The sequence below is a fragment of the Enterobacter sp. CCUG 70166 genome, from assembly GCF_020224095.1.
GTDB lineage: Bacteria > Pseudomonadota > Gammaproteobacteria > Enterobacterales > Enterobacteriaceae > Enterobacter > Enterobacter intestinihominis.
Genome location: NZ_NRIQ01000029.1, coordinates 1 through 23,215 on the forward strand (window position 1 = coordinate 1; position 23,215 = coordinate 23,215).

Annotated in this window: 20 protein-coding genes and 2 tRNA genes; 14 read left to right on the forward strand and 8 right to left on the reverse strand. The window is 56.5% G+C overall.

Going from position 1 to position 23,215, the window contains the following annotated elements:
- The first annotated feature begins 67 nt into the window (after positions 1-67).
- Positions 68-144, forward strand: a tRNA-Asp gene (locus tag CKK19_RS13145).
- Between the two features lie 53 nt (positions 145-197).
- A tRNA-Trp gene (locus tag CKK19_RS13150) sits at positions 198-273 on the forward strand.
- A 101-nt stretch (positions 274-374) separates the two neighbouring features.
- Here the strand turns inward: CKK19_RS13150 and hdfR are convergent.
- Positions 375-1,196 (reverse strand): HTH-type transcriptional regulator HdfR, encoded by an 822-nt coding sequence (gene hdfR, locus CKK19_RS13155; RefSeq protein ID WP_022649779.1) that lies wholly within the window; start codon positions 1,194-1,196, stop codon positions 375-377.
- A 118-nt stretch (positions 1,197-1,314) separates the two neighbouring features.
- Here hdfR and CKK19_RS13160 point away from each other — a divergent pair, with 118 nt between their 5' ends.
- Positions 1,315-1,653: a DUF413 domain-containing protein gene (locus CKK19_RS13160; RefSeq protein ID WP_006808641.1), complete on the forward strand. Its 339-nt coding sequence runs from the start codon at positions 1,315-1,317 to the stop codon at positions 1,651-1,653.
- A gap of 26 nt (positions 1,654-1,679) precedes the next feature.
- Here CKK19_RS13160 and CKK19_RS13165 read toward each other — a convergent pair whose 3' ends face one another.
- Positions 1,680-3,200 carry a YifB family Mg chelatase-like AAA ATPase gene (locus tag CKK19_RS13165; protein ID WP_045308985.1) on the reverse strand — a complete coding sequence of 507 codons (1,521 nt, stop codon included), beginning with the start codon at positions 3,198-3,200 and terminating at the stop codon, positions 1,680-1,682.
- Between the two features lie 341 nt (positions 3,201-3,541).
- Here CKK19_RS13165 and ilvL point away from each other — a divergent pair, with 341 nt between their 5' ends.
- The 7 genes from ilvL (at position 3,542) to ilvA (ending at position 10,093) form a co-directional block, all read left to right on the forward strand.
- Entirely contained in the window at positions 3,542-3,640 is a 99-nt protein-coding gene (gene ilvL / locus CKK19_RS13170) for an ilv operon leader peptide (protein ID WP_001311244.1), read from the forward strand.
- 86 nt (positions 3,641-3,726) lie between these two features.
- Entirely contained in the window at positions 3,727-3,777 is a 51-nt protein-coding gene (gene ilvX, locus CKK19_RS13175) for a peptide IlvX (protein WP_166792073.1), read from the forward strand.
- 2 nt (positions 3,778-3,779) lie between these two features.
- Positions 3,780-5,426 (forward strand): acetolactate synthase 2 catalytic subunit, encoded by a 1,647-nt coding sequence (ilvG, locus tag CKK19_RS13180; protein WP_023298882.1) that lies wholly within the window; start codon positions 3,780-3,782, stop codon positions 5,424-5,426.
- Positions 5,423-5,686, forward strand: coding sequence for an acetolactate synthase 2 small subunit (gene ilvM, locus CKK19_RS13185; RefSeq protein ID WP_063147041.1), 264 nt, complete (start codon positions 5,423-5,425; stop codon positions 5,684-5,686). Before ilvG ends, ilvM begins: the two co-directional genes overlap by 4 nt.
- Positions 5,687-5,705: 19 nt before the next feature.
- Positions 5,706-6,635 (forward strand): branched-chain-amino-acid transaminase, encoded by a 930-nt coding sequence (gene ilvE / locus CKK19_RS13190; protein WP_003860182.1) that lies wholly within the window; start codon positions 5,706-5,708, stop codon positions 6,633-6,635.
- A 60-nt stretch (positions 6,636-6,695) separates the two neighbouring features.
- Positions 6,696-8,546 (forward strand): dihydroxy-acid dehydratase, encoded by a 1,851-nt coding sequence (gene ilvD / locus CKK19_RS13195; protein WP_022649775.1) that lies wholly within the window; start codon positions 6,696-6,698, stop codon positions 8,544-8,546.
- 2 nt (positions 8,547-8,548) lie between these two features.
- On the forward strand, positions 8,549-10,093 hold the full coding sequence (ilvA, locus tag CKK19_RS13200; RefSeq protein ID WP_100148853.1) for a threonine ammonia-lyase, biosynthetic: 1,545 nt from the start codon (positions 8,549-8,551) through the stop codon (positions 10,091-10,093).
- Between the two features lie 41 nt (positions 10,094-10,134).
- Here the strand turns inward: ilvA and ilvY are convergent, their stop codons facing one another.
- Positions 10,135-11,025 carry an HTH-type transcriptional activator IlvY gene (ilvY, locus tag CKK19_RS13205; RefSeq protein ID WP_017382574.1) on the reverse strand — a complete coding sequence of 297 codons (891 nt, stop codon included), beginning with the start codon at positions 11,023-11,025 and terminating at the stop codon, positions 10,135-10,137.
- A gap of 152 nt (positions 11,026-11,177) precedes the next feature.
- Here ilvY and ilvC point away from each other — a divergent pair, with 152 nt between their 5' ends.
- Positions 11,178-12,653, forward strand: coding sequence for a ketol-acid reductoisomerase (gene ilvC, locus CKK19_RS13210; RefSeq protein WP_063854013.1), 1,476 nt, complete (start codon positions 11,178-11,180; stop codon positions 12,651-12,653).
- Positions 12,654-12,689: 36 nt separating this feature from the next.
- Here ilvC and trmL read toward each other — a convergent pair whose 3' ends face one another.
- From trmL to lldP, 5 genes are all read right to left on the reverse strand, one after another.
- Positions 12,690-13,163 carry a tRNA (uridine(34)/cytosine(34)/5-carboxymethylaminomethyluridine(34)-2'-O)-methyltransferase TrmL gene (trmL, locus tag CKK19_RS13215; RefSeq protein WP_063854012.1) on the reverse strand — a complete coding sequence of 158 codons (474 nt, stop codon included), beginning with the start codon at positions 13,161-13,163 and terminating at the stop codon, positions 12,690-12,692.
- A 46-nt stretch (positions 13,164-13,209) separates the two neighbouring features.
- Positions 13,210-14,550 (reverse strand): MFS transporter, encoded by a 1,341-nt coding sequence (locus tag CKK19_RS13220; protein ID WP_048966146.1) that lies wholly within the window; start codon positions 14,548-14,550, stop codon positions 13,210-13,212.
- A gap of 179 nt (positions 14,551-14,729) precedes the next feature.
- A complete protein-coding gene (gene lldD / locus CKK19_RS13225) occupies positions 14,730-15,917 on the reverse strand; it encodes an FMN-dependent L-lactate dehydrogenase LldD (RefSeq protein WP_022649770.1) in 1,188 nt (395 codons plus the stop codon).
- The gene (gene lldR / locus CKK19_RS13230; protein ID WP_023298877.1) at positions 15,914-16,687 is read right to left on the reverse strand and encodes a transcriptional regulator LldR; all 774 of its coding nucleotides are present in this window, start codon (positions 16,685-16,687) and stop codon (positions 15,914-15,916) included. The genes lldD and lldR overlap by 4 nt, the downstream gene beginning before the upstream one ends.
- Positions 16,684-18,339, reverse strand: coding sequence for an L-lactate permease (gene lldP / locus CKK19_RS13235; RefSeq protein ID WP_003860175.1), 1,656 nt, complete (start codon positions 18,337-18,339; stop codon positions 16,684-16,686). Before lldP ends, lldR begins: the two co-directional genes overlap by 4 nt.
- A gap of 1,098 nt (positions 18,340-19,437) precedes the next feature.
- Between lldP and CKK19_RS13240 the strand changes: the two genes are divergently transcribed.
- The 3 genes from CKK19_RS13240 to CKK19_RS13250 are packed head-to-tail and all read left to right on the forward strand — an operon-like array spanning position 19,438 to position 23,209.
- On the forward strand, positions 19,438-20,019 hold the full coding sequence (locus CKK19_RS13240; RefSeq protein ID WP_032621994.1) for a fimbrial protein: 582 nt from the start codon (positions 19,438-19,440) through the stop codon (positions 20,017-20,019).
- Positions 20,020-20,049: 30 nt separating this feature from the next.
- The gene (locus CKK19_RS13245) at positions 20,050-20,724 is read left to right on the forward strand and encodes a molecular chaperone (RefSeq protein WP_022649767.1); all 675 of its coding nucleotides are present in this window, start codon (positions 20,050-20,052) and stop codon (positions 20,722-20,724) included.
- A gap of 4 nt (positions 20,725-20,728) precedes the next feature.
- Positions 20,729-23,209, forward strand: a complete 2,481-nt coding sequence (locus CKK19_RS13250) for a fimbria/pilus outer membrane usher protein (protein WP_053087815.1) — start codon at positions 20,729-20,731, stop codon at positions 23,207-23,209.
- The last annotated feature ends 6 nt before the right edge of the window (positions 23,210-23,215 follow it).

Below are 23,215 nucleotides of genomic sequence, written 5' to 3' on the forward strand. Positions count from 1 at the left end.
GAACTGCCAGGCATCAAATTAAGTAGTAAGCCGGTGCATTAATCCGGTGGTTACAGAAGTATTCAGTGGAGCGGTAGTTCAGTCGGTTAGAATACCTGCCTGTCACGCAGGGGGTCGCGGGTTCGAGTCCCGTCCGTTCCGCCACTTATTAAGACATTAAGCCTGCCCAAAGGGCAGGCTTAATGGCAAAAAAATTTAGGGGCGTAGCTCAGTTGGTAGAGCACCGGTCTCCAAAACCGGGTGTCGCGAGTTCGAGTCTCTCCGCCCCTGCCATATAGAATCCTTTGCTTCGGCAAAGGATTTTTTTTTTGCCTGTAAAACGGCTCAACACCTTCCTGAAGAATAAGCAGCCTGCGTTTCCGCAGGCTTTTGCGTTAATCCAGTATGCTGGTTTTTAACAGATCTTTTATCTGCGACTGCTTATCGCTGTTTTGCAGCCAAATGGCATACAGCGGCCTGGAGAGCGTTGTTGAATCGGTGACAACATGGAGTGCAGGTTTATTATCCGCCCAGCGAACAGGTAACCAGGTACAGCCTTTCAGTGTGGGAAGATGCTGGCATGCGATCTCCGCAGAGCTTGTCGTGAGTTGCGGGATATCATCGCTGGCAATTAACCCCGTCTCGTGCTGCTGAAAATCAGGCCCCCATTCCAGGCGTAAATAATTCAGGTCGGCCTTCATCATTGCAGGCTCGGATGCATAGAGCGCCAGGCTAAACTGTCCAACAATCTGGCTGCTAAATTCATCCATCTTGGGGGCTTCTGTGGTGATCAGCAGATCAAGCTGCCGCTCGTGGAGTTGCTTAACCAGCGACTGGCGTTGCGCAATCCTCGCCTCAAATTGCAGATGGTTGTGTGTGCGATATAGCCGCATAAGCCACTGGCTGAGCATGCATTCCCATAGTGAAGCGCTGGCACCGATCGAGAATTCATTATGCCGGGATGTGTGCGCAACCTCCTTTCGCGCTGCCTGCCAGGTATTCATCAGGGTTTCTGCATAAGGCAATAGCTTTTCACCGGCCGGGGTTAAACGAATATTGTTGCGATGGCGGGTAAAAAGGTTCACACCCAGTTGATTTTCCAGCTGTCGAATACGAAAACTGACTGCTGACTGCGTCAGGTAGAGGGCTTCAGCTGCTCGCCCAAAGTGTCGCGTTCTGCTCACTTCGAGGAAAGTTTTTAGCAATTCCGTATCCACATCTTTCTCCACAAAATTATTTGTCGTTATGATTTAAATGTTTTGTTTTACACTCTGTCAAGCGTAACTAATACTCCGCGCCATAAATAGCTCGGCCAAAGAATTAGGAGCGTGTAGGATGGCGGAAAGCTTTACGACGACTAATCGTTTTTTCGATAATAAACATTATCCGCGCGGGTTCTCTCGTCACGGCGATTTCACTATCAAAGAAGCTCAACTTCTTGAGCGCCATGGTTATGCCTTTAACGAGCTGGATCTGGGTAAGCGCGAACCGGCAACCGAAGATGAAAAACAATTTGTCTCTGTTTGTCGTGGTGAGCGTGAGCCGCAGTCTGATGCAGAACGTGTATGGATCAAGTATATGGCTCGCATTAAGCGTCCTAAGCGTTTCCATACGCTGTCTGGCGGCAAGCCGCAGATGGAAGGTGCAGAAGACTACACCGAGTCTGACGATTAAGAAGAGAAGGGGCTACGGCCCCTTTTTTATGCCAGCATTTTTTGCAGATGCAACAGCAGCCGATCGATCGCACGGTAGCTTAATGCCTCCTGCAAATGTCGCCTCTCTATTCCGGGGCAGCCCTCCACGTCAGCGACCGTGCGCGCAACTTTCAACAAACGCTGCCACGCGCGAATGGATAGCCCAAACCGCGTCAGTGTCTCTTCCAGCCAGCCTGCATCTTCGGCGTTGAGAGAGCAAAACTGTCGGATCCCGCTGTTATCCAGCCGGGCATTCAGCCTGTTCTGACGGGCATACTGCCGCGCCTGAGCCGCAATGACCCGTTCTCGCACCACTGCTGAGCTTTCGCCTTTGATACCGGTTTGCCTCAGCAGACCGGGCGGTGGCAGGGGGATCTCGAGAGATAAATCAAAACGGTCGAGGAAGGGGCCGGACAGCTTACTCAGATAGCGCAGCGTCTGCTCCGGCGTACAGCGGTTATGGTTGCCCTGATAATGGCCCGTTGGGCTAGGGTTCATCGCGGCGACCAGCTGAAACTGCGCAGGGTAGCTTATTTTGGCGCGTGTACGAGACAGATGGATTTCGCCGGATTCAATCGGCTCCCGCAACGCATCCAGCACGCGGCGTTCAAACTCTGGCAATTCATCCAGGAACAGAATGCCGTTGTGTGCCAGTGAGATTTCACCCGGTCCGGGAATTGAGCCCCCGCCCACCATCGCGGTAAGAGACGCACTGTGGTGTGGCGAGCGGAAAGGACGGCGGCGCCACTGTTTATGCAGCGATATTGAACTGACCAGGCTAAATATCGCGGCGCTTTCCAGCGCTTCGTGATTATTGAGGGGGGGCAGCAGGCCGCTCAACCTGCTCGCCAGCATCGTTTTCCCCGTGCCTGGCGGACCTATCAGTAGCAGGTTATGCCCACCCGCGGCCGTTATTTCTAACGCCCGCTTACCCTGTTCCTGACCCATAATATCGCTGAGGTCATCGGGTGAATCTGCCACTACCTCCTCATTCTCCTGCGGCTCGGCAAGCTCATGTCGGCCTTCCAGCCAGGCGCAAACCTCCTGCAAATGTCCCGCGACAAGACACCCCTTTTCGGCGATAAGGCTGACTTCAGAGGCATTTTCATTGGCCACAATGATTTGCCTTCCCGCGCGTATGGCTTCAAGCGCACCCGAGATTGCTCCGGGAACGCCTCTTAACGCGCCTGTAAGCGCTAATTCACCCACGAACTCGCACGAGCTTAACCCTGACGTATTGAGCTGTTCAGAAGCCGCGAGAAGCGCTATAGCAATAGGTAAATCATATCGCCCTCCCTCCTTTGGCAAATCGGCGGGCGCAAGGTTGATGGTGATCTTCTTCGCCGGAAAAGCATAACCGCTATTAATAATTGCGCTGCGCACGCGATCCCTGGCCTCCTTAACGGTCGTTTCGGGTAAGCCGACCAGCGTCAGTCCGGGCAGTCCATTACTTAAATGAACCTCTACAGAAATAAGCGGTGCCTTCACGCCGATGGCCGCGCGTGTATAAACAACTGACAGTGACATAAGCCCCTCCTTGGCGGTAACTATGCCAGCATCATTTTTTCCTGTTTAGCGCTAATTCACTGAATTACGGCGCTCGTTCCAGCCTTTTAGCGCCTAAATGTAATCATTACATGTCGGTGGAATCGGCCTCGCAGAAAAGAAATCATGCGCGCCTTGCCTGATGAAACAGGACAAAAAAATGAAAAATCTTCATTTCTATTTTTTCCCTATATAAAACAACGATTTTGAAAGAAATAGTTCGCCTGCTACAGAAATGAGTCATAAAAAAATCTTGTGTCAGATGAAATATCTGTGGTAACTCTTTAGGTATTCCTTCGAACAAGATGCAAAAAGAACTGAAAATGACAGCCCTTCTACGAGTGATTAGCCTGGTCGTGATTAGCGTGGTGGTGATTATTATCCCACCGTGCGGGGCTGCACTTGGACGAGGAAAGGCTTAGAAATCAAGCCTTAACGAACTAAGACCCCCGCACCGAAAGGTCCGGGGGTTTTTTTATGACTAAAAAACTTAAATGAGGAGCAGAGAATGACGACTAGCACAAAATTCTGTTTCTCCAGATTTATGACGGGGAACTAACTATGAATGGGGCACAATGGGTAGTACATGCGTTGCGCGCGCAGGGAGTCGAAACCGTATTCGGTTATCCGGGTGGCGCAATTATGCCGATTTACGATGCACTGTATGACGGCGGCGTGGAACACCTCTTGTGCCGACACGAGCAGGGCGCAGCGATGGCCGCCATCGGTTATGCCCGTGCGACCGGTAAAACCGGCGTCTGTATGGCCACCTCCGGTCCGGGCGCAACGAACCTGATCACCGGCCTGGCTGACGCGCTGCTCGATTCCGTACCCGTGGTGGCGATCACCGGCCAGGTGGCCTCTCCGTTCATCGGCACCGATGCTTTCCAGGAAGTGGATGTGCTCGGTTTATCGCTTGCCTGCACCAAACACAGCTTCCTCGTTCAGTCTCTCGAAGAGCTGCCGCGCGTGATGGCCGAAGCGTTCGAGGTTGCCAGCTCTGGCCGTCCTGGCCCGGTTCTGGTAGATATCCCGAAAGATATTCAGGTTGCACTCGGCGATCTGGAACCGCACTTCTCCACCGTTGAAAGCGACGACGTGTTTCCCCATGCGGAGGTTGAAGAGGCTCGCCAGATGCTGGCGCAGGCGAAACAGCCGATGCTGTATGTAGGCGGCGGCGTGGGCATGGCGCAGGCTGTTCCTGCCCTGCGCGAATTTATCGCAGTAACGCAAATGCCCGCCACCTGCACGCTGAAAGGATTGGGCGCGGTCGACGCGGACTATCCATACTATTTGGGCATGTTAGGGATGCACGGCACCAAAGCGGCAAACCTGGCGGTGCAGGAGTGTGACCTGCTCATCGCCGTCGGCGCCCGTTTTGACGATCGCGTCACCGGCAAGCTGAACACCTTTGCGCCGAACGCCAAAGTGATCCATATGGACATCGACCCGGCGGAGATGAACAAACTGCGTCAGGCGCATGTCGCGTTGCAGGGCGATCTCAACGCGCTGTTACCGGCGCTGGAGCAGCCGCTGGATATCAACCCATGGCGTCAGCACACCGCCGATATGCGCGCTGAACACGCCTGGCGTTACGACCACCCCGGCGAGGCCATCTATGCGCCGCTGTTGTTGAAACAGTTGTCCGACCGCAAACCCGCAGACAGCGTGGTGACGACGGATGTCGGCCAGCATCAGATGTGGTCAGCCCAGCACATGACCTACACCCGCCCGGAGAACTTCATCACCTCGAGCGGCTTAGGCACGATGGGCTTCGGCCTGCCCGCTGCCGTGGGCGCACAGGTTGCCCGCCCGAACGATACTGTTATCTGTATCTCCGGTGATGGCTCCTTCATGATGAACGTCCAGGAGCTCGGCACCGTGAAGCGTAAGCAGTTACCGCTGAAGATCGTTTTGCTCGATAACCAGCGTTTAGGCATGGTTCGCCAGTGGCAGCAGCTGTTCTTCCAGGAGCGTTACAGCGAAACGACCCTGACCGACAACCCCGATTTCCTCACCCTGGCCAGCGCCTTCGGCATTCCTGGCCAGCACATCACCCGTAAAGACCAGGTTGAAGCGGCACTCGACACCATGCTGTCAAGCGAAGGGCCATACCTGCTTCATGTCTCAATCGACGAGCTTGAGAACGTCTGGCCGTTGGTACCGCCCGGTGCCAGTAACTCACAAATGCTGGAGAAATTATCATGATGCAACATCAGGTTGCCGTGCAGGCTCGCTTCAACCCGGAAACGTTAGAACGCGTATTGCGTGTGGTGCGTCATCGTGGTTTTCAGGTTTGCTCTATGAATATGGAAACGGCCACGGATGCACAAAATATCAGTATCGAATTAACCGTTGCCAGCCCGCGGCCGGTCGACTTACTGTTTAGTCAGTTATCAAAACTGGTAGACGTTGCCCATGTTGCCATCTGCCAGAGCACAACCACATCACAACAAATCCGCGCTTAAGCGTGACAGGACGAAAAAAATGACGACAAAAAAAGCTGATTACATTTGGTTCAATGGTGAGATGGTTCGCTGGGAAGACGCGAAAGTTCACGTGATGTCCCACGCGCTGCACTACGGCACCTCCGTGTTTGAAGGCATCCGTTGCTACGATTCTCACAAAGGACCAGTGGTGTTCCGCCATCGCGAACACATGCAGCGTCTGCATGACTCAGCCAAAATTTATCGTTTCCCGGTCTCCCAAAGCGTTGATGAGCTGATGGAAGCCTGCCGCGAGGTGATCCGCCAGAACAAACTGACCAGTGCCTATATTCGTCCGCTGGTCTTCGTGGGTGATGTCGGCATGGGTGTCAATCCGCCCGCTGGCTATAACACCGATGTGATCATTGCTGCGTTCCCGTGGGGCGCCTACCTGGGCGCGGAAGCACTGGATCAGGGGATCGACGCAATGGTTTCTTCCTGGAACCGCGTGGCACCAAACACTATCCCGACCGCGGCTAAAGCGGGCGGTAACTACCTTTCCTCACTGCTGGTCGGCAGCGAAGCGCGCCGTCACGGTTACCAGGAAGGTATCGCGCTCGATGTAAATGGCTACATCTCCGAAGGTGCGGGCGAAAACCTGTTTGAAGTGAAAGACGGCATTCTGTTCACCCCGCCGTTCACCTCGTCCGCGCTGCCGGGCATCACCCGCGACGCCATCATCAAGCTGGCAAAAGATCTGGGTATCGAAGTACGCGAGCAGGTGCTGTCCCGCGAATCCCTGTACCTGGCTGACGAAGTGTTCATGTCCGGTACCGCGGCTGAAATTACACCGGTGCGTAGCGTCGACGGCATTCAGGTGGGCGAAGGCCGCTGTGGTCCGGTCACCAAACGCATTCAGCAAGCCTTCTTCGGCCTGTTCACCGGCGAAACAGAAGACAAATACGGCTGGTTGGATCAGGTTAATCACTAAATATAAATTTGGGACGGCACGCACCGTCCCATTTAATAGTCAGACGGGAGTAAATAAAGCATGCCTAAGTATCGTTCAGCCACCACCACCCACGGCCGTAATATGGCGGGTGCCCGCGCACTGTGGCGCGCCACCGGAATGACCGACGCCGATTTCGGCAAGCCAATTATCGCCGTGGTGAACTCCTTCACCCAGTTTGTGCCGGGCCATGTGCACCTGCGCGATCTCGGTAAGCTGGTTGCCGAGCAAATCGAAGCCTCCGGCGGCGTGGCGAAAGAGTTCAACACCATTGCGGTGGATGACGGTATCGCAATGGGCCACGGGGGGATGCTCTATTCACTGCCGTCGCGCGAGCTGATCGCCGACTCGGTGGAGTACATGGTTAACGCCCACTGCGCCGATGCGATGGTCTGTATCTCCAACTGCGACAAAATCACCCCGGGGATGCTGATGGCCTCCCTGCGCCTGAACATTCCGGTGATCTTCGTTTCCGGCGGCCCGATGGAAGCGGGTAAAACCAAGCTTTCCGACAAAATCATCAAGCTCGACCTGGTCGATGCGATGATCCAGGGTGCGGACCCGAAAGTCTCTGACGAGCAGAGCGACCAGGTGGAACGCTCCGCGTGTCCGACCTGCGGCTCCTGTTCCGGGATGTTCACCGCCAACTCCATGAACTGCCTGACCGAAGCGCTGGGCCTTTCTCAGCCGGGTAACGGCTCGCTGCTGGCGACCCACGCCGACCGTAAGCAGCTGTTCCTTAACGCGGGCAAGCGCATCGTTGAGCTGACCAAACGCTACTACGAGCAGGACGACGCCAGCGCGCTGCCTCGCAACATCGCCAGTAAAGCGGCGTTCGAAAACGCCATGACGCTGGATATCGCCATGGGCGGTTCCACCAACACCGTTCTGCACCTGCTGGCCGCCGCGCAGGAAGCCGAAATCGACTTCACCATGAGCGACATCGACAAGCTCTCCCGCAAAGTGCCGCAGCTGTGTAAAGTCGCGCCGAGTACCCAGAAGTACCATATGGAAGACGTGCATCGTGCTGGTGGTGTCATCGGTATCCTCGGCGAGCTGGATCGCGCAGGGCTGCTGAACCGCAACGTGAAAAATGTGCTCGGCCTGACGCTGCCGGAGTCGCTGGACCAGTACGACGTGATGCTGACCAAAGACGACGCGGTGAAAAAGATGTTCCGCGCCGGTCCGGCAGGTATTCGCACCACGCAGGCGTTCTCGCAGGATTGCCGCTGGGACACGCTGGATGACGATCGCGCCGAAGGCTGCATCCGCTCGCTGGAACATGCCTACAGCAAAGACGGCGGTCTGGCCGTGCTGTACGGTAACTTTGCGGAAAACGGCTGCATCGTGAAAACCGCAGGCGTGGACGACAGCATTCTCAAATTCACCGGTCCGGCAAAAGTGTATGAAAGTCAGGACGAGGCGGTAGACGCTATCCTCGGTGGCAAAGTGGTGGAAGGCGACGTGGTGGTCATTCGCTACGAAGGGCCGAAAGGCGGTCCGGGCATGCAGGAGATGCTCTACCCGACTACCTTCCTGAAATCGATGGGCCTCGGCAAAGCCTGCGCGCTGATCACCGACGGTCGTTTCTCTGGCGGCACGTCAGGCCTCTCCATTGGCCACGTCTCCCCGGAAGCGGCAAGCGGCGGCAATATCGCGATCATCGAAGATGGCGACCTGATCGAAATCGACATTCCGAACCGCGGCATTCAGCTGAAGCTGAGTGACCAGGAGATTGCGGCCCGTCGTGAAGCGCAGGAAGCCCGCGGCGACAAAGCCTGGACGCCGAAAGACCGCCAGCGCGAAGTCTCCTTCGCCCTGCGCGCTTACGCGAGTCTTGCCACCAGTGCAGATAAAGGCGCGGTGCGCGATAAATCTAAACTTGGGGGCTAATGATGGCCGAGTCACAACCCTTATCCGCCGCCCCCGAGGGGGCGGAATACCTGAGAGCGGTGCTGCGCGCGCCGGTCTATGAAGCCGTGCAGGTCACGCCCCTGCAAAAAATGGACAAACTCTCCTCGCGCCTCGACAACGTCATTCTGGTGAAGCGCGAAGACAGGCAGCCGGTGCACAGCTTCAAGCTGCGCGGCGCCTACGCGATGATGGCCGGGCTGACGGATGAGCAGAAAGCGCGCGGCGTCATTACCGCGTCGGCGGGCAACCACGCGCAGGGCGTAGCGTTCTCCGCGGCCCGTTTAGGGCTGAAAGCGCTGATCGTGATGCCGGTTGCCACGGCGGATATCAAAGTCGACGCGGTGCGCGGGTTCGGCGGCGAAGTGCTGCTCCACGGCGCGAATTTTGACGAAGCGAAAGCCAAAGCGATTGAGCTGGCGCAGCAGCAGGGCTTCACCTGGGTCCCGCCGTTCGATCACCCGATGGTGATTGCCGGGCAGGGTACGCTGGCGCTGGAACTGTTGCAGCAGGATGCCCATCTCGACCGCGTTTTCGTCCCGGTGGGCGGCGGTGGCTTAGCCGCTGGTGTGGCGGTGCTGATCAAACAGCTAATGCCGCAGATCAAAGTGATTGCGGTTGAAGCGGAAGACTCCGCTTGCCTGAAGGCGGCGCTGGACGCCGGACATCCGGTGGATCTGCCGCGCGTCGGGCTGTTCGCCGAGGGCGTGGCGGTGAAGCGCATTGGCGATGAAACGTTCCGTCTGTGCCAGGAGTATCTCGACGATATCGTCACCGTCGACAGCGACGCTATCTGCGCGGCGATGAAAGATCTCTTCGAGGATGTGCGTGCGGTGGCGGAGCCGTCCGGCGCGCTGGCGCTGGCGGGGATGAAGAAATACATCGCCCAGCACAACATTCGCGGCGAGCGTCTGGCGCACGTGCTTTCCGGCGCCAATGTGAACTTCCACGGCCTGCGCTACGTGTCCGAACGCTGTGAGCTGGGCGAGCAGCGTGAAGCCCTGCTGGCGGTGACCATTCCGGAAGAGAAGGGCAGCTTCCTGAAGTTTTGCCAGCTGCTGGGCGGCCGTTCGGTAACGGAGTTCAACTACCGCTTTGCCGATGCCAAAGATGCGTGCATATTTGTCGGCGTGCGTCTGAGCCGTGGCGTGGAGGAGCGCAAAGAGATCCTCAGCCTGCTGCATGACGGCGGCTACAGCGTGGTCGATCTCTCCGACGACGAAATGGCGAAGCTGCACGTGCGTTACATGGTCGGCGGCCGTCCATCCAAGCCGCTCAAGGAACGCCTGTTCAGCTTCGAGTTCCCGGAATCGCCGGGCGCGTTGCTCAAGTTCCTGCACACGCTGGGCACCCACTGGAACATTTCTCTGTTCCACTACCGCAGCCACGGCACCGACTACGGCCGCGTGCTGGCGGCGTTCGAGCTGGGCGAGCACGAGCCGGATTTCGAAACGCGCCTGAACGAGCTGGGCTATGAGTGCCATGACGAAACCCACAACCCGGCGTTCCGCTTCTTCCTCGCGGGCTAAGGGTTGAGCTGCGTGTAGGCCAAGCGCAGCGCCACCCGGCTTTAGTGGTTCGGCAATATCTTCCAGAACGCATCAATAAGCGGCTCATGCAGCCGCTTTTTTTGTGCGCACACGCCAAGCTCGAACGGCGTTTTTTCGTCGCTGCGTTCTAAAATCATCACGCGATTGCGCACTGGCTCCGGGCTGTTTTCCAGCACCACTTCTGGCAGCAGCGCCACGCCGCAGCCGAGCGCCACCATCGACACCATCGCCTCATGGCCGCCGACCGTGGCGTAAATCGACGGGTTGCTGATTTTCTGGCGGCGGAACCACAGCTCAATGCGGCGGCGCACCGGCCCCTGATCGGCCATGATAAATGGCACCGTCGACCAGTCCGGTTTCTCCACCGAGACCTGGTTGCGCACAGGGCAGGGCAGCGCCGGGGCAATCAGTACTACCGCCAGATTCTCCAGCATTGAGAACGCTACCGCGCCCGGCAGGGTTTCCGGCTTCCCGGCAATCGCGAGATCCGCTTCGCCCGTGACCACTTTTTCCATCGCGTCGGCGGCATCGCCGGTGGTGAGCTTAATTTCAACCGACGGATGTTCCGCGCGGAAGCGGTCGAGAATGGGGGGAAGATGGCTGTAGGCGGCGGTCACGGAGCAGAAAATATGCAGCTCGCCGGAAAGCGACGGCCCCTGCTGGTCGATGGTGTGCCGCAGCTGCTGGTACTGCAACAAGGTTTGCTGGGCAAAGATGCGCAGCTCTTCACCGGCTTCCGTGAGGGTGACGGTGCGGTTATCGCGCACGAACAGCGGCTGGCCGAGGTCCTCCTCAAGGCGCTGGATCTGGCGCGACAGCGTGGAAGGGCTGACGTGCATCGCCCGGGCGCTGCGGCCAAAGTGACGGCTTTCCGCCAGATGCAGGAACATTTTCAGATCGCGTAAATCCACCGATTCCACTCCCTCTTTTTACATTGCATAAATTGCAATGTGACGTTGTGAATATATCAATTTCCGCAATAAATTTCCTGTTGTAATGTGGGTACATTCTCGCTGAAACGCGAACCGAACAATAAGACACACAACATCACGAGGTATCACCCATGGCTAACTACTTTAATACACTGAACTTGCGCCAGCAGCTGGCGCAGCTGGGCAAATGCCGCTTCATGGCGCGCGATGAATTTGCCGATGGCGCGAGCTACCTTCAGGGTAAAAAAGTGGTCATTGTTGGCTGTGGCGCACAGGGTCTGAACCAGGGCCTGAACATGCGTGACTCCGGGCTGGATATCTCCTACGCCCTGCGCAAAGAAGCGATTGCTGAAAAGCGCGCTTCCTGGCGTAAAGCGACCGAAAACGGCTTCAAAGTAGGTACCTACGAAGAGCTGATCCCGCAGGCGGACCTGGTGGTTAACCTGACGCCAGACAAGCAGCACTCTGACGTTGTGCGTTCCGTACAGCCGCTGATGAAAGACGGCGCCGCGCTGGGTTACTCCCACGGCTTCAACATCGTTGAAGTGGGCGAGCAGATCCGTAAAGACATCACCGTAGCGATGGTGGCACCGAAGTGCCCGGGCACCGAAGTGCGCGAAGAGTACAAACGTGGTTTCGGCGTACCGACGCTGATCGCCGTTCACCCGGAAAACGATCCGAAAGGCGAAGGCATGGCGATTGCCAAAGCCTGGGCAGCGGCCACCGGCGGCCATCGTGCGGGCGTACTGGAATCTTCCTTCGTTGCGGAAGTGAAATCTGACCTGATGGGCGAGCAGACCATTCTGTGCGGCATGCTCCAGGCGGGTTCTCTGCTGTGCTTCGACAAGCTGGTGGAAGAGGGCACCGACCCGGCATACGCGGAAAAACTGATTCAGTTCGGCTGGGAAACCATCACCGAAGCGCTGAAGCAGGGCGGCATTACGCTGATGATGGACCGTCTGTCCAATCCGGCAAAACTGCGCGCGTTCGCACTCTCTGAACAGCTGAAAACCATCATGGCACCGCTGTTCCAGAAACACATGGACGACATCATCTCCGGCGAGTTCTCTTCCGGCATGATGGCGGACTGGGCGAATGACGATAAGAAACTGCTGACCTGGCGCGAAGAGACCGGTAAAACCGCGTTCGAAACGGCACCACAGTTCGAGGGTAAAATCAGCGAGCAGGAGTACTTCGATAAAGGCGTACTGATGATCGCGATGGTGAAAGCGGGCGTTGAGCTGGCGTTCGAAACCATGGTGGATTCCGGCATCATTGAAGAATCTGCGTACTATGAATCGCTGCACGAGCTGCCGCTGATCGCAAACACCATCGCCCGTAAGCGTCTGTATGAGATGAACGTGGTGATCTCCGATACCGCCGAGTACGGTAACTATCTGTTCTCTTACGCCTGCGTACCGCTGCTGAAAGAGTTCATGACTACCCTGCAAGCAGGCGATCTGGGTAAAGCGATTGCGGAAGGTGCGGTTGATAACGCGCAGCTTCGTGACGTTAATGAAGCGATTCGCAGTCACGAAATCGAGAAAGTGGGCCAGAAACTGCGTGGCTACATGACCGATATGAAACGTATCGCAGTAGCAGACTAAAAAGACAATCGGGTGGCGCAAGCCACCCGAACTGTTTTAGCTACGCAGTATCGCGCCGGGATAACCCAGCTGGCGCCACGCCTCATACACCACCACCGACACCGCATTCGACAGGTTCATGCTGCGGCTGTCCGGCATCATCGGAATACGAATTTTTTGCTCAGCGGGCAGGGCATCCAGAATGGTGGCCGGCAGGCCGCGGGTTTCCGGACCAAACATCAGATAATCCCCGTCCTGATAGCATACGGCACTGTGCGCTGGCGTGCCTTTGGTGGTCAGGGCAAACATGCGCTGCGGCTTCTCTGCGTCCAGAAACGCGGCGTAATCGTGATGACGAACGACGGCAGTAAACTCATGGTAGTCCAGCCCCGCGCGGCGCAGACGTTTGTCGTCCCACGTAAAGCCCATCGGCTCAATGATGTGCAGACGAAAACCGGTGTTGGCGCACAGGCGGATGATATTGCCGGTATTGGGTGGGATTTCTGGTTCGAATAAGACGATGTTAAGCATGCTGCCCCCTTAATTGCGGGGGGCAGAATAGCAGAAAAGAGAGAGACTAGGCGACGCCCGGCTCCTGCGAGCGGCTATACAGCATTTTGTAGACGGTTGCCGCCGCGGCCACGAGAGCAGGCACGCTGAGGATCATCAAAATACTGTCCGCCTGCCACTGCATGGAAAGAAGCTGGGCGCTGGTCATGGTGCCCGCCACGCCGCCGAAGCGGCCGATCCCCTGCATCCAGGCGATACCCGTCGCGCGGCACTCGGTAGGGTAAAAGGTGGCGGCCAGGGTCTGCATCCCCGACTGCGCGCCGTTCATCGCGATCCCCATCAGGAAGATTAACCCGCCAAACAGGGTGATATGATTATGCTCAATGCCGAGTAAAAGAATCAGGCCCATCGTCAGCACGAAACCACACGCGACCACCTTGTGCGCTTCCCAGCGGTCCATCATCCAGCCCGCGAGCAGAATGCCAGCGGTGCCGCCGAAGGTGAACAGCGAGGTGAGCCAGGCGGATTCCGCCAGCGCATACCCCATCCCCTGCATCAGCGTTGGCATCCAGCTCAGCAGGACGTAATAAATCACCAGTCCCATAAAGTAGGTGACCCACAGCATCAGGGTGCCGGGCAGCCAGGGCATGGAAAACAGCTGCGACACGCTGCCTTTTTTCGACGCGACCTTCTCCTCCGCCAGGAAAAAGCCCGTGACGCTATCCAGCGTGCTGCGGGCGAACCGGCTGGCGATGCGGCGAACCTGCGCGACGTCTTTTCCGCGCTGCACCAGAAACTTCACCGACTCCGGCAACAGCAGCGCCAGCAGCACCGTTAAAATCAGCGGCGCAATCGCGCCGGTCAGCAGCACGCTTCGCCAGCCATGGTGAGGGATAAGCCAGGACGAGATCGCCCCGCCGCCCGCCGCACCCAGCGGAAAGCCGCAGTACATGGTGTTAATTGCCATGGCGCGGCAGCGCTGGGGGGCAAACTCTGAGATCAGCGTGATGGCGTTAGGCATCGCGGCGCCCAGCCCGAGACCGGTCAGAAATCGCCACAGCGTCAGGGTATTCAGACTTTGCGCCCAGGCCGTGCCCAGGCTCGCCAGGCCGAAGAACAGGCATGAAAAGACCAGTACGCGCTTGCGTCCCATACGGTCCGATACCGGACCTGCAATAAGAGCTCCCAGCGACAGCCCCAGTAGCGCCGCACTCAACACCGGCCCCAGATCCTGTTTATGTATTCCCCACTCCGCCGACAGCGTAGGCGCAATGTAACCCATCGCGGCGGTATCGAAACCATCGATCGCCAGCACCAGAAAGCCCAGCACAATAAGAAGCCAGTGAAACCCTGAAAAAGGACTCTCATCGATCACCTGCTGTATATCCACCCGACCTGAATACGTCATACGTTCCCCTCCGATGTGATGTTGTTTTTGTGTTCTTGTATTTGCTTGTCTATACAATTGCGGAGGGCGGGTTGTGTCAAATTTTCTTATCCAGAATGTTACGCAGGTGTTATTTTCAACAAAAAAAGCGCCCGAGGGTAAAGCTGGGCGCGGAAGAAGGGGAGGCTAACCGGGGGAGATCAGGCCGCGTTTCCTTGAGAAAGGGGGGCCAGCGCCGCAGGCAGCTTACTGAGCTCCTGCACCAGAGAGTCTTTGCTGATTTCACCGATTGTTTTCGCACCGGTAAGGGTCATCGCCACCTTCATCTCTTTCTCGATCAGGTTCAGCAGATTCGCCACGCCCGCCTGGCCGCTGGTGGCCAGCGCGTACAGGTAAGCACGGCCCAGCAGCACACTGTCTGCGCCCAGGGCAATCATGCGTACCACGTCCAGCCCGTTACGGATGCCGCTGTCGGCCAGAATCGCAATATCGCCTTTCACCGCATCGGCAATGGCTGGCAGGGCGCGGGCGGAGGAGAGCACCCCGTCAAGCTGGCGGCCACCATGGTTAGAGACCACGATCCCATCGGCACCAAAACGCACCGCGTCGCGCGCATCTTCCGGATCGAGGATCCCTTTGATCACCATCGGGCCGTCCCAGAATTCGCGGATCCACTCCAGGTCTTTCCAGGAGATGGATGGATCGAAGTTGTTCGCCAGCCAGCCGATGTAATCTTCCAGCCCGGTCGGTTTACCCAGGTAGGCCGAAATATTGCCCAGATCGTGCGGACGGCCATTCACGCCGACATCCCACGCCCACTGAGGGTGCGTCACCGCCTGCCAGTAGCGGCGCATCGCGGCGTTCGGACCGCTCATGCCGGAGTGCGCATCACGGTAGCGGGCGCCGGGCGTGGGCATATCGACGGTAAAGACCAGCGTTGAGCAGCCTGCCGCTTTGGCGCGCTCCAGCGCGTTACGCATAAAGCCGCGATCGCGCAGGACGTAGAGCTGGAACCACATCGGGCGCTTGATGGTCGGGGCGACCTCTTCAATCGGGCAGACGGACACGGTGGAAAGGGTAAACGGGATGCCTTTGGCATCTGCGGCGGCGGCGGCCTGCACTTCGCCCCGGCGGGCATACATGCCGCATAAGCCGACGGGCGCAAGCGCCACCGGCATGGAGAGCGTCTCGTTAAACAGCTTCGTCTCAAGGCTCAGGTCAGACATATTCTTCAGCACGCGCTGGCGCAGGGCCACTTCCGACAGGTCCTCCACGTTGCGGCGCAGGGTATATTCGGCGTACGCCCCGCCGTCAATGTAGTGGAACAGGAATGGCGGCAAAATGCGCTGTGCCGCGGCGCGATAGTCACTGGCTGCGGAAATAATCATGCTTTGTTCTCCCTGGAAATATCACTCTCGCCAGGCAGACGGGTAATACGCGCCTGTCGGGCCTGATCTTCATCGAATCGTTTAATGGTGGTATGCACGAAGCCGAGATGCGCCATCATCGCCTTGCGCGCGGCCTCGGCATCACCGGCCAGAATGGCGTTGAGCACCGCCTCGTGCTGTTCGGTCAGTTGGGCAAATACCGGCGGCACCAGATACATGCGCTGGCGGCTCTGCTTCACGGAGGATTGCAGCAGGTCGAAGAACCCGCGCATGGTTTGCAGCAGAACTACGTTGTGCGAGGCCTCGGCAATCGCGAGGTGAAAACGCACGTCCGCCTGGGAGGCGATGTCCGGATCGCTGCTTTGCGTGGCCTCAAAGCAGGCTTTGAGCTTCTCTTTGTCGGCCTCGGTTGCCCGCATCGCCGCATGCCACGCGGTGCTGGTTTCGATGGCGTGACGCGCTTCGAGGATGTCAAAGCTGTAGTCCGGGTCGTTTTCCATCAGCGTCTTAAGCGGCTGCACGATGTTTTGTTCGGACCAGTCGTCATGCTGCCAGCGCACGAAGGTGCCGCCGCCTCGACGGCTCAGCAGCACCCCTTCGCTGACCAGCGTCGCCAGCGCCTCGCGCAGTGAATTGCGCGACACGCCAAGCTGGGCGGCAAGCTGACGCTCGGCGGGCAATCTCATGCCCGCTTCCAGCTGTTGTTCTTCTATCAGCGCCCGTACGCGAGTGGCAATCTCGTCGGACAGGCGTCTGGGCATCACTATCATGGAATCATCCAGGTTAAGACATAGGCCTGCAATGTGGTGATCACGCCCACCATGCAGGTAAATATCAGGCTGTGTTTAACGGTAAAGCGGAACAGATCCGACTCTTTGCCTACCAGCCCCACCGCGGCACAGGCAATGGCGATGGACTGCGGTGAGATCATCTTCCCGGTCACGCCGCCGGTGGTGTTCGCGGCGACCAGCAGCACGTCCGAGACGCCAATCTGCTGCGCGGCTGTGGCCTGTAGGGCGGCAAACAGGGCGTTAGATGACGTATCTGAACCGGTCAGGAACACCCCCAGCCAGCCGAGGAACGGCGAGAAGAAGGTAAACGCGTGGCCGGTATGCGCCAGCGCTAACGCCAGCGTCGACGACAGGCCGGAGTAGTTCGAAATAAACGCGAACGCCAGCACCATGCCGATGGAGTAAATCGGCAGCATCAGCTCTTTAATCGTCGCCGCAAAGGTCTGCACCGCGGCGGCAGGCTTCATGCGCAGCCACACTACGGAAAGGATAGCGGCAAACAGGATGGCCGTGCCGGTGGCTGAGAACCAGTCGAACTTAAACACTGCCGCATACGGCGTGGCGTCGTGTACCACCGGCGGCATACGGGCGACCATTTTGTCGAGGAACGGCACGGAGATATTAATCACCATGTCGTACAGCGCGCCGCCCGGGGCGAACAGGGCTTTAAACGGCGGAATACTCCACAGCGTCACGGTGGCGGTCAGGAACAGGAACGGTGACCACGCGCGCACAATCTGTCCGGCGGTATAGCCGGTGCGCGCCAGCGTCTGATCCACGTGCGATGCGCCCATGTCAGCAAAGCGGAAGATACGTACCGGCTGCCAGCGTTTCAGGAACAGCGTCAGACAGACCAGCGACACCAGGGAAGAGATGATGTCCGGCAGTTCCGGGCCGAGGAAGTTGGAGCTGAGATACTGGGCAATGGCGAACGAACCGCCCGCTACCATCACCGCAGGCCAGGTCTCCTTCACGCCGCGCCAGCCGTCCATAATCGCCATGATCCAGAACAGCACGATAATGGTCAGGAACGGCAGCTGGCGGCCCACCATCTGGCCGATCTCGAAGCTGTCCAGCCCGGTCACCTGGCCCGCCACCAGAATAGGAATGCCCATCGCGCCAAACGCCACCGGCGCGGTATTCACAATCAGGCACAGGCCAGCGGCATACAGCGGGTTAAAGCCCAGACCGACCAGCAGGGCGGCGGTGATGGCCACCGGTGCGCCGAATCCTGCCGCCCCTTCCAGAAATGCTCCGAAGGAGAAGCCGACGATCAGCATCTGCAAACGCTGGTCCGGTGTAATAGAGAGAATCGACGAGCGAATAATGTCGAACTGCCCGGTTTTGACCGAGATTTTGTAAACAAAGACGGCGGCGATGATGATCCACGCAATCGGCCACAGGCCGTAGAAGAAGCCATAGACGACGGAGGCCAGCGCGCGATCGACCGGCATTTTGTAGAAAAACAGTGCCACAAGCAGGGCGATGGCAACGGTGTACGTTGCGGCAAGGTAGCCCTTCAGCTTGAGCTTAATCAGCGCAAAGAAGAAAAACAGTATCGGTAGCGATGCGATCAGGCTCGACAGCCAGATATTTCCGGCCGGATCGTAGTTTTGTTGCCAGAGGCTCATGCAGGTCTCCTGAGGACCACACAGGTGTTCGTCGGGTGAGTCTCTGCTCATCTCTGCGTCACACTTAGTGTAAAAGTGGTCCTTCCAATATTGTGATGTAGGGTTAATGACAACAAATGGTTAACCAAGTGTTGCTATTCAGCAATTGTTTTGTGAAGTGGAGCATCGAAATTGTGAACGATGGATAGCTTTGTGCGTGATTGGTAGGACCAAAACCGCAAAATCAAATCACCGTGTGCGTTGGGAGCGGTAGTCAGGTGGAGAGCCTTACACTCGCCTTTTAAGCAGATACGGCGTGTAAAAGAGGTTATATAAAAAGGAGGGGTGATAATATTGCGTGAATTGAATGATGTTTGTTTGTTTTATTTATGTTTTTGAGAAGCTGTATATGTGTGAGCAGAGTGATATATTTCCTATAAATAAAAATTTTTTTGGTTAAAAATGCGAAATCTAAGCTGTAGCAAAAAATTTTAATTAAGGTAAATTTCACATATAGATTTTAACAGTGTATTACAAACGATCAATTGATGATCGATAAAGAAATATCCTGTTCAATTGTGGTTTTTCAGGATAAAGGGTAAGAATTTTGCGCTGAACAGACATTTTTTGGCTAATAATATTCTGAAATAAATTGATCAAACAATGATCAGTTAACTCTCTTGTAATTTATTTGCGGTATTAAAAGCAGATTAATAATTATTAGGGCAATCGAAAGGGGTTAAATTTGTTAGCTGAGTGTTAATTTCTGAGTGTTTACAGACGCGGCATATTGCTTTTCAATGCGTAGACGTTAAAAGGCATTTGATTTACTATTTATTCAGAAGCAACGTAACAGAAGATTTTAAATTTATTACTAACCACAACGTATTCAGTGTTATTTTCGGCCAGAAGTCATTCCTCAGTTGAAGGATATCTGTGTATGGCCTTCTGAAAATATACGGATTATCACCATGGGATGGACCCTGCTTTATTCTATAAGGTCGCGTCACCCATTCTGCTAAAAACCTTTCGGTGGCGTTTTTAAATCCTTATAGCGGTTATTGTACCTGGTACAACAAGTCTATATCTGTTTAATTTACAGAGGGGAAAGTGTTCCAAATGAAAATCAAAAATGTGGCGCTGGCGATTGCCGCGGCGGGGCTGCTGTTATCTTCTCAATCAGTACTGGCAAGCAGTGATTCTGGCGTTAATGCTTCTCTGGATACCGGTGCGGGTTCGCAAAGTACGGGCGGGGTGATCAATTTTACCGGGAAGATTACCCTTATTTCCTGTGATATTACTCCGGCCTCTAAAAACAAAACGGTAGACCTTGGGGCGTGGGCAAAAAGCTACTTTGACGATCACAACGAAACGACGCCGCGCGAGTTCAAAATCAACGTGGAAAACTGCCCGGAGACGGTTGAATCGGTTGCGGTACTGTTTGACGGAACCAAAGATACGGTGAATGACACACTGCTTCAGGTTACGCCGGGTGAAGGTATGGCGACGGGTGTCGGCGTGAAGCTTTATAACAGCGATCGCAGCACCGCGATTAAACCGGGTACGGTATCTGAAACAACCGCACCGGATGATCAAGGCAATGCTGAATTAACTTTCTATGCCGCACTTGACAAAGATGGCACGGAAATCAACGCCGGCGATGTTAACGCCGTATCCAACTTCCTGATGGTTTATAACTGATTTCACTGTCAGCCACCTCCAGAGATAATAATGATGAAACGTTTATCGTATATTATGCTCACTGCATTAATGGTTAGTTCTGCGTCAGTTTCCGCTGGCGTTGTAATGGGGGGAACACGGATCGTATACCCGCAAAACAGCAAGGAGGTGGCATTTTCTGTTTCTAATATGGAAAGTGCGGTTCCCTATCTTATTCAGTCGTGGGTTGAAGGCGATGGGCCGGATAAAAATAACGCTGCGCCATTTATTGTCACACCACCTCTGTTCAGACTTGATCCGGAGCAGACCAACACGCTGCGTATTCAATATACCGGCGCTCCGCTGCCCACAGATCGTGAATCTGTATTCTGGCTCGATATTAAAGCGATAGCGCCAAAGCCAAAAGAGAGCAGCAACGAATTACAGGTAAACGTCAAATCGAAATTTAAAATCTTCTACCGCCCGGACAACCTGAAAGGGGACGCCGCCACGGCCTGGCAGAAAATAACGTTTTCGCGAACGGGAAAAGGGCTTAAGGCCGCTAACCCGACGCCATACTACGTCTCTTTTTATCGTCTGACCGTTGGCGGGCATAAAATTGAGCAGCCGGGCATGATCGGTCCAGGGGAAACCCGGGAATGGCCTGTGTCCGCCTCCGGGGGCGTAAGCTGGTCGGCTATTAATGATTTTGGTGCCATCACCGCCACCCACACCCAGCCTCTTTAAGACCATGCCTTTTCGCCTGTTTCGTTACGCGCCGCTTTCGGTGTTGCTGCTTAGCTTCAGCCGCACGGGGATGGCCGAGGATTACTTTGATCCCGCCGCGCTGGAGCTTTCCTCTACTGAACAGAAAACGGCGGATCTGCACTATTTCTCTGAAAAGGGCGGGCAGATGCCAGGCACCTGGCTCGTGACGCTGGAGATTAACGGACGCGAGGAGCGGCATCAGGAGATCACCTTCGTCAATGAGAAAGGCAGCCTGCAACCCGTTTTTAGCGTATCGCTGCTGGAAGCGCTTGGCGTAAATGTAGGGGCCATTCCTGCATTCTCCCGGTTGCAGGAGGGAGAAACGTTCACGCACCTCGAGGATTTTATTCCGGCAGCGCGAACCTCTTATGATTTCAACCAGCAGCGTCTCTTTCTCAGCCTGCCGCAGGCGGCAATGAAACACCGCAGCCGTGGCTACGTGCCGCAGTCGCAGTGGGACGATGGTATCCCGGCGGCATTTACTGATTACAGTCTGTCGGGCGGTCAGGCCCGTCATCAGAGCGGGGTCACGACATCCAGCTATCTGAGCCTGCGTAACGGCATCAATCTGGGGGCGTGGCGGCTGCGTAACACCTCGGCCTGGAGCTACAGCGACGCGGGCGGCGACCATTTTCAGTCGCAAAGTAGCTGGCTGACCCGGGATATTCGCCGTCTTAACAGCCAGCTACGGATCGGTGATGCCTGGACCGCAGGCGACGTCTTCGATAGCGTGGCGTTTCGCGGGGTACAGCTCTCATCAAGCGAAAGCATGTTGCCCGACAGCCAGCGCGGCTTCGCACCAACCATCCGCGGCGTCGCACACAGCTTCGCTAAAGTCTCCGTTTCGCAAAATGGCTATGTGATCTATGAAACCTGGGTGGCCGCTGGGCCATTTATCATTAACGATCTGTTCCCGGGCGCACAAAGTGGCGATCTACAGGTTACGGTCACGGAAAGTGACGGCTCAACGCGCGTCTTTACCCAGCCCTACTCTGCGGTGCCGTTTATGCGACGCCAGGGCAGCCTGAAATACAGTCTCAATGCAGGACGATTTCACTCCGGCTCCGGTGATGCGCGTTCGCCCGAATTTGTTGAAGGCGCTTTCTTCTACGGTCTGCTCTCCAGGATGACGGTGTATGGCGGCTTTCGTACGGCGAGCAACTATCAGGCCGGTGCAATTGGCGTAGGCAGAGGGTTTGGCGCATTTGGCTCGCTGGGTATTGATGATACGCTGGCAAAAAGCCGTTTACCCGACGGCAAAAGCGCGATGGGGCAGGCGTGGCGCATTCAGTACCAGAAAGATTTCAGCGCTACCGGCACCGCCTTCAACCTGGCGAGCTATCGCTATGCCTCGCGCAATTACTACGAATTTAGTGAACTGAATCAGTCTGACAGCCAACAGCTGCAACTCAATAATCGCCGTAGCCGCTCGCAGGTCACTTTTTCACAGACGCTGGGTCAGTTCGGCAGCCTCAGCGTCTCGGCATGGATGCAGGATTACTGGCATACGTCCGGGCAGGATAAAACCATCCACATTGGCTGGTACACCAGCTGGCGGGGTATTTCCTGGGGCGCGGGGTATGACTACACCGACTCAGCGCTTGAGCAGCATCCCGATCGCACCGTGTCGTTTAACGTCAATGTTCCGCTTGGCAACTGGCTGCCGGGCAGTTCGGTCAGTTACTACGCTAACCACAACAATCGTGGGATGACCACGCAGCAGGTGTCACTCAACGGCAGCGCGCTGGCGAACCGCAACCTGAATTACAGCGTTCAGCAGAGTAAGACCAGTGAGGGAGAGGCCGACAGCACCAGCCTGGCGCTGCAATACAATGGTGGCTACGGCAACGTCAGCCTCGGTTATGACCACAGCCGAAACGGTAGCAACGCGAGTCTTGGACTCGCCGGAGGCGTTATCGCCACGCAGTATGGGGTCACGCTTAGCCAGCCGCTGGGCGATACCGTCGCCCTGCTGCGCGTGCCCGGCGCGGCGAACGTTGAGCCGGAGGGCTACAACGGGATCCATACCGACAGCCGCGGCTATGCGGTCATGCCAACGCTCTCGGCGTATCGCAAAAATACCGTCAGCCTTGATACGGCGACGCTGGGTGAGAACGTCGACATTGAGCAAAGCGGTCTGACGCTCATTCCCACCAGCGGCGCGGTGGTGCTGGCCAATTACACAACCCACATTGGTTATCGCGTTCTGTTTTCCCTGCGCTACCACGGCGAACCGTTGCCGTTTGGCGCGCAGGCTGAAGTGGTGGAGCAGAACCGCCATTCTGCAAACCGAAGCATGGTCGCTGACGGCGGTCAGGCCTACCTGAGCGGGGTACCAGAGCGCGGCACCCTGCGCGTCACCTGGTATGAAAACGGGGAGCAGCAGCAATGCCAGACACCTTTCAGACTGGGGAAAGCTCATATGGCCCCCGGCATCGCTACGCTGTCTCTTGAGTGCCACTAGAGGAAT

Bases quoted from the DNA above. Each gene is read 5' to 3' on its own strand.
- CKK19_RS13160 (WP_006808641.1), top strand. From the start codon at position 1,315: ATGGCGGAAAGCTTTACGACGACTAATCGTTTTTTCGATAATAAACAT.
- CKK19_RS13165 (WP_045308985.1), bottom strand. From the start codon at position 3,200: ATGTCACTGTCAGTTGTTTATACACGCGCGGCCATCGGCGTGAAGGCA.
- ilvL (WP_001311244.1), top strand. From the start codon at position 3,542: ATGACAGCCCTTCTACGAGTGATTAGCCTGGTCGTGATTAGCGTGGTG.
- ilvG (WP_023298882.1), top strand. From the start codon at position 3,780: ATGAATGGGGCACAATGGGTAGTACATGCGTTGCGCGCGCAGGGAGTC.
- ilvM (WP_063147041.1), top strand. From the start codon at position 5,423: ATGATGCAACATCAGGTTGCCGTGCAGGCTCGCTTCAACCCGGAAACG.
- ilvE (WP_003860182.1), top strand. From the start codon at position 5,706: ATGACGACAAAAAAAGCTGATTACATTTGGTTCAATGGTGAGATGGTT.
- ilvD (WP_022649775.1), top strand. From the start codon at position 6,696: ATGCCTAAGTATCGTTCAGCCACCACCACCCACGGCCGTAATATGGCG.
- ilvA (WP_100148853.1), top strand. From the start codon at position 8,549: ATGGCCGAGTCACAACCCTTATCCGCCGCCCCCGAGGGGGCGGAATAC.
- ilvC (WP_063854013.1), top strand. From the start codon at position 11,178: ATGGCTAACTACTTTAATACACTGAACTTGCGCCAGCAGCTGGCGCAG.
- trmL (WP_063854012.1), bottom strand. From the start codon at position 13,163: ATGCTTAACATCGTCTTATTCGAACCAGAAATCCCACCCAATACCGGC.
- CKK19_RS13220 (WP_048966146.1), bottom strand. From the start codon at position 14,550: ATGACGTATTCAGGTCGGGTGGATATACAGCAGGTGATCGATGAGAGT.
- lldD (WP_022649770.1), bottom strand. From the start codon at position 15,917: ATGATTATTTCCGCAGCCAGTGACTATCGCGCCGCGGCACAGCGCATT.
- lldR (WP_023298877.1), bottom strand. From the start codon at position 16,687: ATGATAGTGATGCCCAGACGCCTGTCCGACGAGATTGCCACTCGCGTA.
- lldP (WP_003860175.1), bottom strand. From the start codon at position 18,339: ATGAGCCTCTGGCAACAAAACTACGATCCGGCCGGAAATATCTGGCTG.
- CKK19_RS13240 (WP_032621994.1), top strand. From the start codon at position 19,438: ATGAAAATCAAAAATGTGGCGCTGGCGATTGCCGCGGCGGGGCTGCTG.
- CKK19_RS13245 (WP_022649767.1), top strand. From the start codon at position 20,050: ATGATGAAACGTTTATCGTATATTATGCTCACTGCATTAATGGTTAGT.
- CKK19_RS13250 (WP_053087815.1), top strand. From the start codon at position 20,729: ATGCCTTTTCGCCTGTTTCGTTACGCGCCGCTTTCGGTGTTGCTGCTT.